Annotated in this window: 12 protein-coding genes; all 12 read right to left on the bottom strand. The window is 72.1% G+C overall.

Going from position 1 to position 15,476, the window contains the following annotated elements; genetic code table 11:
• Positions 1 to 135 precede the first annotated feature (135 nt).
• The 12 genes from Q1A98_RS20160 to rsmH all read right to left on the bottom strand — a co-directional run bounded on the left by Q1A98_RS20160 (position 136) and on the right by rsmH (position 15,416).
• Entirely contained in the window at positions 136 to 1,407 is a 1,272-nt protein-coding gene (locus Q1A98_RS20160) for an HNH endonuclease signature motif containing protein (RefSeq protein ID WP_299576790.1), read from the bottom strand.
• A gap of 147 nt (positions 1,408 to 1,554) precedes the next feature.
• Entirely contained in the window at positions 1,555 to 2,313 is a 759-nt protein-coding gene (locus Q1A98_RS20165; protein WP_299576792.1) for an FtsQ-type POTRA domain-containing protein, read from the bottom strand.
• Positions 2,310 to 3,821, bottom strand: a complete 1,512-nt coding sequence (gene murC / locus Q1A98_RS20170; RefSeq protein WP_299576794.1) for a UDP-N-acetylmuramate--L-alanine ligase — start codon at positions 3,819 to 3,821, stop codon at positions 2,310 to 2,312. The genes Q1A98_RS20165 and murC overlap by 4 nt, the downstream gene beginning before the upstream one ends.
• Complete coding sequence (murG, locus tag Q1A98_RS20175) at positions 3,818 to 4,942, bottom strand: undecaprenyldiphospho-muramoylpentapeptide beta-N-acetylglucosaminyltransferase (protein ID WP_299576796.1); 1,125 nt, start codon at positions 4,940 to 4,942, stop codon at positions 3,818 to 3,820. Before murG ends, murC begins: the two co-directional genes overlap by 4 nt.
• Positions 4,939 to 6,525, bottom strand: coding sequence for a putative lipid II flippase FtsW (gene ftsW, locus Q1A98_RS20180; protein ID WP_299576798.1), 1,587 nt, complete (start codon positions 6,523 to 6,525; stop codon positions 4,939 to 4,941). The genes murG and ftsW overlap by 4 nt, the downstream gene beginning before the upstream one ends.
• Positions 6,522 to 8,069: a UDP-N-acetylmuramoyl-L-alanine--D-glutamate ligase gene (gene murD / locus Q1A98_RS20185; RefSeq protein WP_299576800.1), complete on the bottom strand. Its 1,548-nt coding sequence runs from the start codon at positions 8,067 to 8,069 to the stop codon at positions 6,522 to 6,524. Before murD ends, ftsW begins: the two co-directional genes overlap by 4 nt.
• Before the next feature lies 1 nt (position 8,070).
• A complete protein-coding gene (gene mraY / locus Q1A98_RS20190) occupies positions 8,071 to 9,168 on the bottom strand; it encodes a phospho-N-acetylmuramoyl-pentapeptide-transferase (RefSeq protein WP_299576802.1) in 1,098 nt (365 codons plus the stop codon).
• A 62-nt stretch (positions 9,169 to 9,230) separates the two neighbouring features.
• Positions 9,231 to 9,713, bottom strand: coding sequence for a UDP-N-acetylmuramoyl-tripeptide--D-alanyl-D-alanine ligase (locus tag Q1A98_RS20195; protein ID WP_299576803.1), 483 nt, complete (start codon positions 9,711 to 9,713; stop codon positions 9,231 to 9,233).
• Positions 9,710 to 11,341: a UDP-N-acetylmuramoyl-L-alanyl-D-glutamate--2,6-diaminopimelate ligase gene (locus Q1A98_RS20200; RefSeq protein WP_299576805.1), complete on the bottom strand. Its 1,632-nt coding sequence runs from the start codon at positions 11,339 to 11,341 to the stop codon at positions 9,710 to 9,712. Before Q1A98_RS20200 ends, Q1A98_RS20195 begins: the two co-directional genes overlap by 4 nt.
• Before the next feature lie 91 nt (positions 11,342 to 11,432).
• Positions 11,433 to 13,379: a penicillin-binding protein 2 gene (locus tag Q1A98_RS20205; RefSeq protein WP_299576807.1), complete on the bottom strand. Its 1,947-nt coding sequence runs from the start codon at positions 13,377 to 13,379 to the stop codon at positions 11,433 to 11,435.
• A 110-nt stretch (positions 13,380 to 13,489) separates the two neighbouring features.
• Positions 13,490 to 14,377, bottom strand: a complete 888-nt coding sequence (locus tag Q1A98_RS20210; RefSeq protein WP_299576809.1) for a hypothetical protein — start codon at positions 14,375 to 14,377, stop codon at positions 13,490 to 13,492.
• Positions 14,378 to 14,441: 64 nt separating this feature from the next.
• Positions 14,442 to 15,416 carry a 16S rRNA (cytosine(1402)-N(4))-methyltransferase RsmH gene (rsmH, locus tag Q1A98_RS20215; protein ID WP_299576811.1) on the bottom strand — a complete coding sequence of 325 codons (975 nt, stop codon included), beginning with the start codon at positions 15,414 to 15,416 and terminating at the stop codon, positions 14,442 to 14,444.
• Positions 15,417 to 15,476: the final 60 nt, after the last annotated feature.

Here is a 15,476-nt window from a genome sequence, read left to right on the forward strand (position 1 = left end):
TCAAGTAGCGACGTGATGGGGGAAACGCTAGGCACGAGACCCGGTGTGGGCCAGGAGGCGCGCCGCGTGTCGCGCGTGTTCGGCGCAGATCCCCCAGCGGCCGCGACCGATCAGGTCACCGACGCCGGTGACCGGTCACGCCGCGGTCGCGGATCCGTGCGCCGGCGCGCGGGAGCGGTGTTCGTGTCCGGTCGGTGTGCGGATCAGAGCTTCGTGGGTGCCGTCGTCGTCGATCGCTGGGGTGACCGCCCAACCGGGGCTCTCTTTCTGCCGGTTGTGCGTCCGACACTCCCCCAGCCCGTTCAGGGCGTCCGTCGGTCCGCCGTCGTGGTGCGGATTGGCGTGGTCGATCTCGGCGATCGGGGCGTCGCAGTACGGGAACCGACATGACACATCCCGTCGGGTGATGAAACGTCGCAGCCCGGACGGGAAGATCCGGGCCTTCGACTCCATCGCGACGAGCGCACCGGAGTCCGGCGCCGCGAACAGACGGCGGAGTGTCACGAGGGCATCGGCGTCGAGGGCATCGGTGATCAGGTCCCGTGCCGTGTCGGCCGGGATCGGCCCGTAGCCGGGTACCTCCGCCGCGGCGCTCGAGTCACCGACGAGGACATCCGCGCTGAGGACCACGTCGACGGAGACGGCGACATCCTCCGCGCGGGCTTTGCCGGTGAGCCGTTCGACAACGGTGTCGGCCATGATCTGCGCGTGGCTGCGGTCACCCTCGCCGACGAGCCCGTCCGCGTGCTGCTTGAGCGCGGCGTACGCGGCGATCCCCGCCTTCATCGGCAGTAGCGCCGAGAGCTGCACCATCGCATCCGGTTTGGGTCGCATCGACACACGACGATCCTTCGGCGCGGATGCGTTGCGGTCCACCACCGCGTGCGGGTCGCGCTGGTAGGCGATCTGCTTCGCCAGCGCCTCCAGCGCCCGGTCACCGACCCCGTCGAGCGTCGCGGCATCGGAACACAACGCGTGGTCGATCACACGCCGGTCTTCCAGCTGCAGGTAGCCGGTCTCGCGGACCAGAATCGTCGCCCGCCACTCCGAAAGGCTGCCGTCGCGCAGACGAGCGAAGGTGTTGGGCATCTCGCCCAAAGCGCGGGCGAACCCCAGATACCGGCCACCGGCGTTCCCGGAGACCCGCCGCGCCAACGCCACCTCCGCCGACAACCCCCGGCACCGTCGCTCGACTGGCACGCCACGCTCGGCCTCCGCAGCGGACCGTAGCTCCTGCAACCGCAGAGTGTCCGCCGCCTGCCCCGCGGCACAGGCCGCTTTGATCGACTCCAACAGGGAAATCCGATCAACCGCCTCGACCTCATCACCGGCGGCGGGAATCTCAGCGAGCACAGCCATCACCTCACGCAACGCGTCTCGCGCGTCGACGATGTCCGTGCCCTTCATGAGTACATGCGTACATGAGGGGTCCGACAACCCTGTACGAAAGTGGCCTGTGCACAAGCTGATTCGGTACTGCACTGACTCGCGCTCGCATCGCGTCGTGCCGATCCGGCGTCACGTCTTACGGACGTGCGCGACAGCAGACGCCGATCAGCGGAAGGTCGGGAAGAGTGGCGCCGACACGTTGTACTCGGTGCCGTCCTGGGTGAGGAGGTAGCCGAGGGTGCGGGCCTTTGCTGCGCCGTCCTCGTCGTCACCCCAGATGACCTTCTTGCCGCCGGCCACCGTGAGGTGCACCCCGGCGATCCCGTCGGCGCCGACCTCGGTCACGCGGGCACGCAGGTCGGAGGGCAGTCCGGCGACCACCGACAGCGCCGCCCGGTCGGCGGCGGTGTCGGTGGAACGGTCGTCGGTGAGGCGTGGCAGCCGCGGCAGGGCCTTCTGCTGGGCGAAGTCGACCCCGTCGACGTCGACGAGATGCCACTGGCCGCCGCGGGCGACGAAGGCGACGGCGACCCGCTCCACGACGCTGACGTCGATGCCCGACGGGTACGAGCGCTGCACCCGCACGGACTTCACCCGTGGGATGGCGGCGATCCGCTGTGCGGCCGGGGTCGTGTCGACCTGCAGAAGCGGTGTGCCCATGCGGATCTGGGAGGTCGCGACGATCTGCGCGGGATCGAGGACCTGTGTGCCCGACACGTCGATCGAACGCACCGACATGATCGGGGTGAGGTACGACGCGAGCGCGGCACCGATGACCACGAGGATCACGACGATCGTCCAGATGAGCCGCTTGACGCCGCCGACCGGTCGTCGACCGCGTCGGTCCCGACGGTCGACCGGGCGACGATCGTCCCGTGCGTCCTCGCCGTCGAGGTCGCGGTCGTCGGTGAGCGATGCGGTCATCGGTGGTCTCCCTGGTCCGGGTGGTCCGCGGTGCGGCGGTCGCGCTGCTCCAGCGCGGCGACGATCTCGGGGCCCTGCATGGTGATGTCGCCGGCACCGAGGGTGAGCACGACGTCGCCGGCCCGTGCGAGATCGGCCACGGTCCCGGCGACCTCGGAGAGATCGGCGACGTACGTGGTCGAGGTGCGGACCCGGTCGGCGATCGTGCGCCCGGTGACGCCGTCGAGCGGTTCCTCGCGGGCGCCGTAGACGTCGAGGACGACGACCTCGTCTGCGCCGTCGAGTGCCGCGGCGAACTCGTCGGCGAACGCTGCTGTGCGCGAGTACAGATGCGGCTGGAAGACGGCGACCACACGGCCGCCGGTCGTCTCGGCGGCCAGTTCCCGGGCCGCGGTCACCACGGCGGCGACCTCCGTGGGGTGGTGCGCGTAGTCGTCGTAGACCGTGGTGGTGCCGACGCGGCCGCGCAGCTGGAACCGTCGGTGCACACCGGTGAACGACTCGATCCCCGCGACGGCGCCGTCGACGGGTGCGCCCGAGCACACCGCCGCCGCGATCGCGCCGAGTGCGTTGAGCGTCATGTGGATGCCGGGGACACCGACGGTCACATTGTGCTCGGTGGCCGGGTCGGTGTCGGAGAGGTCGATGACGACATGCCCCCGACCACCCGATCCGTGCGCACGCCAGTCCGACAGCCGCACAGCGTGATCGACGGCCGGGACACGGTCGGCGTGGAGTCCGCGCCCGTACCCGATCACCCGGACGCCGCGGTCGAGCAGGCGTCCCGCGGTCCGCTGCGCCAGCGCGACCGACCCCTCGTCGTCGAGGCACACCACCAGCACGCCGCCCGCGGCGAGCCGGTCGACGAAGGCGTCGAACACCGCGACGTAGGCGTCGACGGTGCCGAAGTGGTCGAGGTGGTCGGCCTCGACGTTGGTCACGACGATCACGTCGGGCCGGTAGGCCAGCAGTGACCCGTCGCTCTCGTCGGCCTCGGCCACGAACACCTCGCCGGAGCCGTGGTGGGCGTTGGTCCCCGACTCGTTGAGTTCGCCGCCGACGGCGAACGACGGGTCGAGTCCGCAGTGCTGCAACGCGACGACGGTCATCGAGGTGGTCGACGTCTTGCCGTGGGTGCCCGCGATGAGCGTGGTCCGGTACGGCGCCATGAGGTCGGCCAGCACCTGCGGACGCAGGATGACGGGGATGCCACGCCGATGGGCCTCCACCAGTTCCGGGTTCGTCTTCGGGATCGCCGCGTGGGTGGTGACCACGACGGTCGGTCCGCCGTCGAGGAGGTCGAGCGCCGACGGGTCGTGCCCGACACGGATGACGGCACCGCGGGCGCGCAGCGCCATAACGCCGCGACCGTCCTTCGCGTCGGACCCGGAGATCTGCGCGCCGCGGGCGAGCAGGATGCGGGCCAGTCCCGACATCCCCGCTCCCCCGATGCCGACCATGTGGACGCGTCGCAACTGTTCGGGCAGCGGGGCGCCACCGGTGCTCATCGTCGGCCCCGGTGGGCGCGCGCCGCCTCCAGACCGGCCCGGGCCACCACCGCGGCGGCGTCCCGGTGGCCGACACCGGCTGCGGCGCGGGACATCTCGGCGAGGCGTGTCGGGTCGGTGAGGAGGTCGACGACCTGGGTGAACACCCGGTCGGTGGTGAGGTCCGCGTCGTCGACGAGCAGTCCTCCCCCGGCCTGTACGACGGGCAGCGCGTTGAGTCGTTGCTCCCCGTTGCCGTGGGGCAGCGGGACGTAGATCGCGGGCAGCCCGGTCGCGGAGATCTCCGCGACCGTCATCGCACCCGACCGGCAGAGCACGAGATCGGCTGCGGCGTAGGCGAGGTCCATCCGCTTGAGGTAGCCGACGGCGACGTACGGCGGGGCGCCGGCCGGTGACGTCGGGGACACCGTGTTCTTGGGCCCGTGCGCGTGCAGCACTCCGACACCCGCCCGGCCCAACGCCTCCGACGACGACGCCACCGCCTCGTTGATCGTCCGCGCGCCCTGGGACCCGCCGAAGACGAGGAGAGTGGGTGCGTCGGGATCCAGACCGAAGTAGTGCCGTGCCTGCGCGCGCATCGAGGCGCGGTCGAGGGTGGTGAGCGACCCGCGGACCGGGATGCCGACCACCTCGGCGTCCAGCCCGGAGCCGTCGACCGCCGCGAGCACCCGATCGGCCAGTCGGGCGCCCACGCGGTTGGCGATCCCGGCGCTCGCGTTCGCCTCGTGGACGACGACGGGGATGCGCGACCGTCGGGAGATCTTCTCGCGCGCGGCGATGTAGGCGGGCAGCGCGACGTACCCGCCGAACCCGATGACGACGTCGGCGTCGACTGCGTCGAGGACACGCCGCGTGGCGCGCACCGACCTGCGCAGGCGGGCGGGCACGGCGACGAGATCACGGGAGAGCTTGCGCGGCAGCGGGACCGGCGGGATCAGCTCCAGGGTGTAGCCGCGTTCGGGGACGATCGTGGTCTCGAGTCCACGAGCGGTGCCGAGGGCGGTGATCCGGGCGTCCGGCGCCAGCCGCCGGACGGCGTCGGCCACGGCCAGCGCGGGTTCGATGTGGCCTGCGGTCCCACCACCGGCGACCACGACCGACAGCGGACCGTCCGCGGTCACCACCGGCTCCCCGGCGGTCCGGGCCACCGGTCGGAGCCGACCGACGAGCGGACACGGGCTCGCGGCACCGGCACCGGTCGCGACGACCGCCATCCGGGGTCGTCGTAGGTCGGAGCCGGGGCGGGACGACGCCGCCGTTCCGGCATGGGTGCCTGCTGTCCGAAACCGAAATACGCTGCGGGACCGCGGCGCCGGGCCTGCCCGCGGTCGCCGGGCGGCGGGTTCCGGCGACCGTCGCCGCGCGGGGCGCGCTGGTCGGCACGTCGCGCCGGACGGGCCGCCGGCCCGGACTCGGCGCGACGGGCACGCCACTGCTGCACGCGCGGCGGGACATAGCTCTCGGGCTGCGGCAGACGCAGGAAACGACCGATCCGACCGTCGCCGGTCGCGGCGAGTGCGGCCACGGCCTCGGGCTCATGACGGGCGGCGTTGGCCAGCAACCCCAGCATGACGAGGACGGTGAACGTGGACGTGCCGCCTGCGGACAGCAGCGGCAGCTGGATACCGGTGACCGGCAGCAGCCCGATGACGTAGCCGATGTTGATCAGCGCCTGCACGCTGATGAGCACCGTGATCGCGGCGGTCATCATCCGCAGGAACGGGTCCACCGCGCGCAGCGCGATGCGCAGACCGACGAACGCCAGCAGGACGAACAACGCGATGACGGTGAGTCCGCCGAGCAGGCCGAGTTCCTCGCCGATGATCGCGAAGATGAAGTCGTTGTGCGCGTTGGGAAGGTAGTTCCACTTCGCGCGACTCTGGCCGAGGCCCTGGCCGAAGAGTCCACCGTTGGCGAGTGCGTAGCGGGCCTGGCGGGCCTGGTAGCCGGCGCCCTGCGGGTCGTCGATGTTGCCCAGGAAGCTCTGCACACGCTGCGAGCGGTAGCCCTCGACGAGGGCGAGAACGACCGCGAGCGCGGCGCCGGTGACGACGAACATGACGAACACCCGGATGTGCAGGCCCGCGAACCACAGCAGGGTGCCGACGATGATCGCGATGGTGATCGTGGTGGAGAGGTTGGGCTCCAGGATGATCAGGGTGCAGACGAGGAACGCGACCGGCACCAGCGGCACCAGGAGTTCCTTGAGCGACGCCTGCTCCCGCAGCCGCGATGAGAGCAGGTGGGCACCCCACACGCAGAGGGCCAGCTTCACCAGCTCCGAGGGCTGGACGGAGAAGCCGGCGACGACGAACCAGCGCCGCGCGCCGTTGCTCAGCGTGCCGACGCCGGGGATGAGGACCAGCGCGAGCATCACGGTGGTGACGACGATCATCGGCGCGGCGAGCCGCCGGATGTGGCGGACGGGCACGCGCAGCGCGACGTAGAAGAGGATCGAGCCGAGGATCGCGAAGACGACCTGGGTGGCGAAGAGTCCGTACGCGGACCCGTCGCGGGAGTAGCCCTCCACCGACGAGGCCGACAGCACCATGATCAGACCGAACACGGTGAGGATCACCGCGAGCGTCACGATCAGGTGGAACGAGGCGAGTGGCCGTCGCAGGATCGGGTCGACGATGCCGCGCGGGATCTCCCACCAGCCGGCGACCCGCGAGGTGCGGCCCGACGCGGGGGTCGCGGTCATGCGCGGGCCTCCGGGGTGGCACCGGCGGCGATCGCGGCGGCGGCGAAGGCGTCGCCGCGCGCCCCGTACCCGGGGAACATGTCGAGAGATGCGGCCGCGGGTGCCAGCAGGACGGCGTCGACGGATTCGGGTGCCGATCCGACCAGGGAGTGGGCGGCGACGACGGCCGCGTCCATCACCTGCTCGGCGGGGGTCCGGGACTCGTCGGCCGGGAGTGCGGACGCCGCGACGGCGGCCCTCTCGGCGCGGTCGACGGCAGTGTCGTCGGCTCCCGAGACGACCGGCATGGCGTTCACCCGGCCATCGTCTCCTGTGAACAGTGTGACTGTTGGGATTGCAGGGGCGTGTCGCGCGATCGCGCCGGCGATCACTTCCCGGTCGACCCCGAGCAGCACCGCACCGGCGACGCGATCGGCGACCGCGACGATCAGGTCGTCGACCGCCGCGCCCTTCAGCTGACCGCCGCCGACCAGGACCACCCGTCGCCGCGCGGCGATCGAGGCCTGGGCGGCGTGCGGGTTGGTGGCCTTGGAGTCGTCGACGGCGGCGACGTCACCCCACCGGGCGACGATCTCGCCGCGATGACGGCCCGGGATGAACCCCGACAATCCGGCGGCGACCGTGTCGGGGTCGATCCCGATCCCGAGACACAGCGCGGCGGCCGCGGTCGCGTCGGCCATGCCGGGCGGGCCGGGGGGACGCAGCCCGTCGACGCCGACGACCCGCCGCGGGGCACGGTCGGGACCGAAGGCGCGGTCGACGATGTGGCCGTCGAGAACACCCACCTCCCCGTCGGCGGGGGGACCCAGGCGGGTGCGGACGGTGCGCGCGTCGGGCGCCGCCCCCGACATCGACCCGGCGACCGGGTCGTCGCCGCCGACCACGGCGAGCGGACCCCGCAGGGCGCCGGCCTTGGCGGCGACGTAGGCGTCCATCGACCCGTGCCAGTCGAGGTGGTCCTCGGCGATGTTGAGCACCACGCCGGCCGTCGGGATCACCGACGGCGCCCAGAACAGCTGGAACGACGACAGTTCGGCGGCGAGCACGTCGACCCGTGGCTCGGCGACGAGCGCGTCGAGCACGGGCAGGCCGATGTTCCCGCAGGCGGCGACGGTGCGGGGCGAGCGCTCGACGATCGCCTCGACCATCGAGGTGGTGGTCGTCTTGCCGTTGGTACCGGTCACGACGATCCAGGTCCGCGCCGGGCCGAGCAGCCCGGAGGTGTCCACGTGCCAGGCGAGTTCCACCTCACCCCACACCGGCACCCCGGACGCGCGTGCCGCGGTGACGACGGCCGACTCCGGCCGGAACCCGGGCGACACGATGAGCAGGTCGACGTCGTCGGCGAGTGCGCCGTCGCGGACCACGGCCGACGTGGGGACCACCTCCAGGCCGGGGAGGGCGGCACCGGCGCGGTCGTCGGCGACGGCGACCCGTGCGCCGCGATCGGACAGGAACCGTGCCGCCGACGCGCCCGCCGTCCCGGCGCCCGCGACGACCACATGCAGGGCGGCGATGTCGGTGAGCAGAGCCGCGTGCCGCACGTCAGCCACCGTTGGTGGTGAGGAACTCGCTGTAGAACAGGGACAGTCCGAGGGCGCAGGCGATGGCGGTCAGCAGCCAGAACCGGATGATCACGGTCGTCTCGGCCCAACCACCGAGCTCGAAGTGGTGGTGGAACGGCGCCATCCGGAACACCCGCCGGCCGGTGGTGCGAAAGAACGCGATCTGCATGACCACGGAGACGATCTCGGCGACGAACAGCGCGCCGAGCACGACGGCCAGCAGCTCGGTGCGTGTCGTGATCGACAGGCCCGCGAGCATGCCGCCCAGCGCCAGCGAGCCGGTGTCCCCCATGAAGATCTTCGCCGGCGCGGCGTTCCACCACAGGAACCCCAGGCAGGCGCCGCCCCCGGCCACCGCGATCAGCGCGAGGTCGAGGGGGTCGCGGACGTCATAGCAGCCGGAACTGACGTCGGCGCCGAGCTTCGGCCCACCCGAGCAGGCGTTGCGGTACTGCCAGAACGTCACGAGCACGTAGGAACCCAGGACCATCGCCATGGATCCGGCGGCGAGCCCGTCGAGCCCGTCGGTGAAGTTCACGGCGTTCGACCAGGCGGCGACGACGAGCCAGCAGAAGATGACGAACGCGACCGAGCCGAGGGTGACGGCGTTGATGTCGCGGACATACGACAGCTTCACCGAGGCGGGTGCGTCGCCGTTGCCGTTGCGGAACTGCAGCGCCAGCACGCCGAAGAGCAGTGCCGCGATGAGCTGGCCCACCGATTTCGCGGTCTTGTTCAGGCCCAGGTTGCGCTGCTTGCGGATCTTGATGAAGTCGTCGAGGAAGCCGACGCCGCCGAGGACGGTCGCGAGTGCGAGGACGAGCATGCCCGACGCGCTGGGGCCCTGACCGCCGTTGATCAGTCCGGTGAGGTGTGCGGCCCAGTAACCGGCCCAGAGGGCCGCGATGATCGCGACACCACCCATGGACGGGGTGCCGCGCTTGGTCTGGTGGCTCTGCGGTCCCTCGACGCGGATCTCCTGGCCGAAGCCCTGCCTCGAGAAGACCTTGATCAGGACCGGGGTCAGCAGGATCGACACCGCGAGTGCGACCGCACCGGCCACCAGGATCTGCGTCACCTACGTCGTCCCCATCGTCGCCAGGCACCTCGCGGGTGCGGATCGGAGCCCACCACGAGGCGTCACGGCCGCGCCGTGCACCGTTGGTCATCCAACAATGTCCGCGCGAGGCGCGACAACTCGGCCCCACCCCCGGCCACCAGCACCACGTCACCGGCGGTGAGTTCGTCGTCCAGGGTCCGCCAGGCCTCGTCGGCGTCGGCCACCAGGCGCGCCTCGTCGCCCCAGGAACCCTCCATGACCGCGCCCTGGTGCAGCGCCCGCACCCACCGCGACTCGCCCACCGACACCGTGGTGTCGACGGCGAGGCGCACCGCGCGGCGTCCGACGCGATCGTGGGCGACGGCCCGGTCGGATCCGGTGGCGTCGTCGGACTCCGCCACGTCGAGCTCGCCCAGCACCGCCCACGTCCGGGCGGGTCCGTCCGGGACGACACGCGCACGCGCGGTGCGGACGAGGTCGGCGAGCCCGTCGGAGACGTCGTCGGGCCCGGCGGGTACGCCCGTCCGGTCGATCACCCAGACGGCGGTGTCCTCGGCGCTCATGTGTCGTCCTCCTGTGGATCGAGCTCTGCCGCTCGCGCGTCGATGGCCTCGGCGACGACGGTCCGGTCGTCGAACGGCGTCTTCACCCCCGCCACCTCCTGACCGGTCTCGTGGCCCTTGCCCGCGACGAGCACGACGTCCCCGGTCCGCGCCCACCGCACGGCATGGGCGATCGCCGCGGCGCGGTCCCCGATCTCGACGACGTCCTGCGCACCCACGGGTCGCTCGTCGGCGTCGACGCCCTCTGCCCCGGCGCGGACCGCGGCGCGGATCAGGGCCGGGTCCTCGTCGCGAGGGTTGTCGTCGGTGACGACCACGAGATACGCACCTCGCGCGGCGGCCGCACCCATGAGCGGTCGCTTGCCCATGTCGCGGTTGCCACCGGCACCGACGACCACCGCCAGGCGGCCCGTCGCCTGCCCGCGCAGGGTCGCGATGACCGCGTCGAGGGCGGCGGGCTTGTGCGCGTAGTCGACGACGGCCAGGAAGTCCTGGCCGCGGTCGACGAGTTCGACACGCCCGGGCACGCGGACCTCGGCGATCCCGCGGGCGGCGTCGGGCACCGACACCCCTGCGGCGTCGGCGACGGCGAGCGCGGTGAGCGCGTTGGCGACGTTGTAGCGACCCGGCAACGGCACGGACAGGGTGTGGTTCTCCCCCATCGGCGCGCGCACGGTCACCGTCTGCGACCCGTCGTCGCGCAGGCGGGACGGCCCGGCGAACCAGGCCGCGGCGCTGTGGCGGGTCGACGTGGTCACCGCGCCACGACCGACCATGGCCGCGAGGCGTTCGCCCCACTCGTCATCGACGCAGATCACCGCGCGCGCAGCGTGTTCCGACGCCCCCGGCACGGAGTGCTCGGACGGCACGGGCACGAACAGACGCGACTTCGCCTCGAAGTAGTCGAGCATCGTCGGGTGGAAGTCGAGGTGGTCCTGCGACAGGTTGGTGAACGCGCCGATCGCGAAATGCGCTCCGCGGACACGTCCCAACGCCAACGCGTGGCTGGACACCTCCATGACCACGGTGTCGACGCCCTGCTCCACCATCGCGGCGAGCATCGCCTGCAGCGACGGGGCCTCGGGCGTGGTCAGCGAACTGGGTTGCCGCTCACCGGCGATCCGGGTCTCGACGGTGCCGATGAGCCCGACCCGGTGTCCGGCCGCCATCAGCGCAGACTCGAGCATGTAGCTCGACGTGGTCTTGCCCGAGGTGCCGGTGATGCCGATCAGCCGCAGTCGTCGCGACGGGTCCCCGTACACCCGGGCGCTCACCGCACCCAGGACGCTGCGCGGATCGGGGTGCACCAGGACGGCGACGGGTGTCCCCGGCGGCACCGAGGTCTTGAGCACCGATGCGCCGGCGCTGTCGGTGAGGACGGCCGACGCACCGGCGTCGATCGCGTCGACGGCGAACTGTGCGCCGTGCACCCGTGCCCCGGGCAGCGCCGCGAACAGGTCACCCGGGGTGACGTCCTGAGCACGCAGGGTGGCGCCGGTGACCGTGCTCGACGTCGTGGCCTCGCCGAGGAGGTCGAGGCGGGCGGACACGGCCGTCGCGATCGCCTCGACGGCGACCGGGGTGACCGAGCGTGGTCGCAGCACCGATCGCGATGTCCCCTCGCTCACCCGATCACCACTCCTGTCGACCACACCGTCCCGCACCGGGTGCGGGCTCTCCCGAGCACGTCAGCCTACGCGGGCCGACGCGAGTCACCCGTCAGGTCGCCTGCAGGATCATCTCGGGCGCCGGCCGCGCCGACATCGGCACGTGCTCGCGCTGCAGCATCCACGACGCGATCGTCTCGAACAGCGGTGCCGCGGACTGGCCGCCGCTGCCGTCGCTGCTTCGTGACGGGTTGTCGAGCATGATGCCGACGACGAAACGCGGGTCGTCCGCGGGCGTGATCCCGGCGAAGGTGATGTTGTAGCTGGAGTTCGAGTAGCAGCCGCAGTCGGGATCGACCTGCTGGGCGGTGCCCGTCTTCGCGCTGACCTGGTAGCCCGGCACCGCACCCTTCGAGCCGGTGCCCTGCTGCTCGCCCATCGGGTCCTTCTGCACGATCGCGCGGAACATGTCCCGCACCGTCTGCGCGGTCTGCGGGCTCACGACGCGCACGCCGGCCGGCGGCGCCTGCGGGTCGTCGGATCCGGTTGCCCGCACGATGCGCGGCGGCACTCGGACGCCGTCGTTCGCGATGGCCTGGTACATGCTCGTCATCTGCAGCAGCGTCATCGACAGGCCCTGCCCGATGGGCAGGTTCGCGAACGTGCCACCCGACCACTGGCTGCGGGCGGGTACCTCACCGGCGCTCTCGCCGGGCAGCCCGACCTGGGTGCGCTGACCGAGTCCGAACTTCTGCAGCAGGGCCGCGTAGCGGTCCTCGCCGACCTTCTGCGCGAGCATCAGGGTGCCGACGTTCGACGACTTCCCGAAGATGCCGGTCGTCGTGTACGGCGCGACGCCGTGCACCCACGCGTCGTGGACGGTGACGCCGGCCATCTGGATGCTGCCCGGCACCTGAAGCACCTGGGTCGGGGTCGTCAGGCCGTACTCGATGGCCGCGGACGCGGTGACGATCTTGTTCACCGAGCCGGGTTCGAAGGGCGACGTCACCGGCAGGTTGCCCAACTGGGCGTCCTGCTGCTGCCCCAGCGGCTTCGACGCGTCGAAGGTGCCGTCGTTGGCCATCGCGAGGACCTCGCCGGTGTGCGCGTCGAGCACGACCGCGGAGGCGTTCTTCGCGCCGGAGAGCTGCTTGGCCTTCTGCACCTGCGCCTGGACGAACCACTGCACGTCGGAGTCGATGGTGAGCTCGACACGGCTCCCGTCCACCGCGGGGTGCACGTTGCGGGTGCTGCCGGGGATCACCGCACCGTCGCTGCCGCGGTCGTAAGTCTTCGACCCGTCCGTGCCGTGGAGCGTCGAGTCCATCGACGACTCGAGGCCGATGAGGCCGTTGCCGTCGAAGTCGACGTCGCCGACGATGTTGGCGGCGAGCGACCCGCCCGGGTAGAGCCGGATGTCCTGGCGCTCGGCGCCGACCTCCGGGAAGTCGTCGGTGATCTTCGTGGCCACCGCCATGCCCACGGAGCGTGCGAGGTAGACGAAGGGCTGATTGCTCGTCAGCTCCGACATGAGCGACTCGCGGGTGACCGCCCCGCCGAGGGCGGTGTAAATCCCGTCCGCGATCTGCCGGATGCGTGTCGACGCGTCGGGCGCGGCCGAGTCCTTGGCGTGCGCGGCGTCCATGGCCGCGCGTTCCTTCACCGGCTGGAACGTGAGGGCACGCGCCTCCTCGGTGTAGGCGATGGGCTTGCCGTTGCGGTCGACGATGGGGCCGCGCTTGGCCGCGAGCACCTCCGTCACCGCGCGCTGGTTCGCCGCCTGCGCCGACAGCGACGACGACTCGAAGACCTGCAGCGACACCAGCTTCCCGGCGACCAGCACGACGGCGAGACCGAGGACGAGCGCGCCGAGCCGTGTGCGGGTGACGAACTGCGGGACGCCGACACGTGTCCGCGCACCGGCGCTGACCCGTCCGTCACCGCGGATGCTCCCCGAGTGGGGACGGCCGGCGCGCGGCGGGGCGTCGTCGCGGTTGCGTGCGCCCGACGTGGCCTTGCGCGCTCCGGACGGTGGGCGGCGGGTGCGCGTGGTGCTCATGTCGCCGGTGCGGCCGCGGCGTGCGGAACGGTCGGGATCCGGAACATGGGCCGAGTCTGCTCCGCGGAACGCGCTGCGTGGCGTACCGCGCCCGGCGTGGCGCCGATCCGTCATCGGGGAACGGACGAGTCCGTCGACCCCGACCTCGCCTGCGGGGTACCCGAGGCGGGAGGAGTGGCCGAGGACGGTGCGGCGGTGGCGTTCGACGAGGGCGTGCTGTTCGTCGCCGTGTTCGGCGCTGCTGCGGGTGCGACCGCGGTCCCACTGCCGGGCAACACGTTCGGCGCAGGCGCGAGGGCGGGGTCGGTCGCCCCGGCCACGGCGCCCGACGCCGGCGCCGCGGCGGTGTTCCCGTCGGTCGACGAACCCGGTTGCGGCGCAACGGTGCGCGGGGTGCCGTCGTTCAGGGCGGGTGCCGGCGCGCCCGACGCGGGCGTCGGGTCACCGACGATCCGGATCCGGTTGTCGGTACCGACGACCATGCGGGCCACGTCCTTCGACGGGATGAGTCCCTGCTCGGCCGCCTTCTTCGCGAGTTCCGGTGCACTGTTGGCGAGTTCGTAGGACTTGTTCAACGCGTCGCGCTGGGCGCTCAGGGTCGAGTTCTGTTCCCGGGCGGCGGACAACCCGTAGGAGTCCTCGGCGGCAGTGGTCGACAACCACAGCGTGAGCGCGAGTCCCACCGCGAGGATCGCCACGACGAGGACCGCGAAGGGCATGCGCCGCAGGGCATCCGCCGGCGAGGCGATCATCCGTGACCACCAGCCGCGCGAGCGGTCGCGCGCGCCGGTCAGCTCGGCGGTCGACCGCTGGACGGTCCGTCGGCGACGTCGGTCGAGCGCGCGTTGCGCGGCCGGCGACCGGGTCCCCCGGGTCCGCGTCGAGGCGGTGCGGTCCCGTCGACCGTCGGTCTGCGTGGGACGGTCGTCGGCGTCGAGGACAGTGGTGGCCCCTGCGGGGTCACGCAGGAGGCCGTCGTCGTGGGCGTCACCGGTCATCGGCGGGTCTCCCTCGGGGTGCGGGCGGTCGATGGTGCGGGGCGGGAAGGGGTCCGGGTGTCGGTCACGCGGGTGCCGTGCGTTCGACGGCGCGCAGGCGCACGGGCGCAGACCGTGGGTTGCGGTCCAGTTCGTCCTCGTCGGCTCGCTCGGCACCGCGGGTCACGGCGACGAACGTGGGCGCGGTGCCGGGCAGGTCGAACGGGAGTCCCGGCGGCGTCGACGACGTGGTGCGACGGGCGAACTCGCGCTTGACGATCCGGTCCTCGAGTGACTGGTAGCTCATGACCACGAGGCGACCTCCGACAGCGAGGGCGTCGAGAGCACGCGGGATCGCGGCCTGCAGCGAGTCGAGTTCGCCGTTGACCTCGATGCGCAGGGCCTGGAAGGTCCGCTTGGCCGGGTGTCCCCCGGTGCGTCGGGTCGCCGCGGGGATGACGCGGTACAGCAGTTCGACGAGTCGGGCGCTCGTGGTGAAGGGTTCGACGGCCCGCTCGCGCAGCACCGCCGACGCGATCTTCCCCGCGAACCTCTCCTCGCCGTACGTCGAGAGCACGCGCGCGAGATCGCCGTGCTCGTAGGTGTTCAGGACATCGGCAGCCGTCGGGCCGTGCGACGTGTCCATCCGCATGTCCAGCGGGGCGTCGACCGAGTAGGCGAACCCCCGGTCGGCCTGGTCGAGCTGCATCGACGAGACACCGAGGTCGTAGAGAGCGGCGTCGACCGCGTCGATCCCGGCGTCGGCGAGGACCTCGTCGACGGCGTCGTACCGGGCGTGGGCGATGGTCAGACGGTCGGCGAAGGGGGCCAGACGGTCCCGTGCCCCGGCGATGGCGGCACTGTCGCGGTCGAGGGCGACCACGCGGACGGCCGGGAAGGCCTGCAGGACGAGTTCGCTGTGTCCGCCGGCGCCGAGCGTCCCGTCGACGAAGATCGCGTCGTGACCGTCCGGTGCGACGCGTGTGAGCGACGGCGTGACCAGATCGAGCATCCGCTGCGCCATGACGGGGACATGGCCGTGGTCGCCGGTGATGGACATCCGCGACACCCTTTCGCGACGGCAGGCGGTCGTGACCCGCGCGGTGAGGCCGGGTCTCCG

This window comes from uncultured Williamsia sp. (assembly GCF_947494875.1).
Taxonomy (GTDB): Bacteria; Actinomycetota; Actinomycetes; order Mycobacteriales; family Mycobacteriaceae; genus Williamsia_A.